Below are 717 nucleotides of genomic sequence, written 5' to 3' on the forward strand. Positions count from 1 at the left end.
TTATGATTGTCCATCTTTACGAAAGTACCGCTAAGAGCCACGCCCCAAATGGTAGCACGCTTATAAGGGTCATCTTCAGCGGACGCTTGCATCGATAGAGGCACCATCGCACCTGCCGAATAAATCATAGCTGAACCATTGCCCGTATTAGTATCAGCTACTGCATCGTAGAATTCAGAGTTGCCGATGTATTCCGTTTTTACGCTAATTTGCGCAAAAGAATTCACTCCCAAAAGCAAGATTATAAAAGTAAATATTTCTTTCACTATAATAAAGATTTAAGTATTACAGTGGCAAAAGTACAGAAAAACGAATTGTCAGAAGAAAAAGAGTTGTTTTTCTATACCAAAAGCAGAATTTACTATACTAATTGTTTTATAAAAAAGGCTGCTTTGTAGCAGCCCTTTATCTTATTGGTCTAATGCAACAGCTGCTGCAAACAGACCGAGTACTACTATTAGCAGTATTAATCCTATAAGCGAAATTACAAGTCCTGCAATAGCTAAACCTTTTGGTTTTCTCGTTACCCCTATTCCCGAGAAGATAAGTCCTAGTAACCAGAGTATCCATCCTAATACAGGTATCCAAAATAAGAAAATGGTAACTAAGGCTATGATAAACCCTGCGGTACCCATAGCGTTAGAAGCAGCAGGAGCTTGCTGAATAACAAAGGTAGGTTGTACTTCTTTTTGTGCAGGTTGCTGTACAGGTTCTTGT

Annotated in this window: 2 protein-coding genes; both read right to left on the reverse strand. The window is 38.8% G+C overall.

Annotated elements, in window-relative coordinates:
* A partial coding sequence (locus HMPREF9441_RS15170) for a DUF6268 family outer membrane beta-barrel protein (RefSeq protein WP_008622705.1) occupies positions 1 to 266 on the reverse strand: 266 nt, incomplete at its 3' end.
* Between the two features lie 144 nt (positions 267 to 410).
* Positions 411 to 717 (reverse strand): hypothetical protein (locus tag HMPREF9441_RS15175; RefSeq protein WP_008622707.1); only part of this gene is annotated, 307 nt, incomplete at its 5' end.

The sequence above is a fragment of the Paraprevotella clara YIT 11840 genome, assembly GCF_000233955.1.
In the GTDB taxonomy this organism is placed as follows: Bacteria; Bacteroidota; Bacteroidia; order Bacteroidales; family Bacteroidaceae; genus Paraprevotella; species Paraprevotella clara.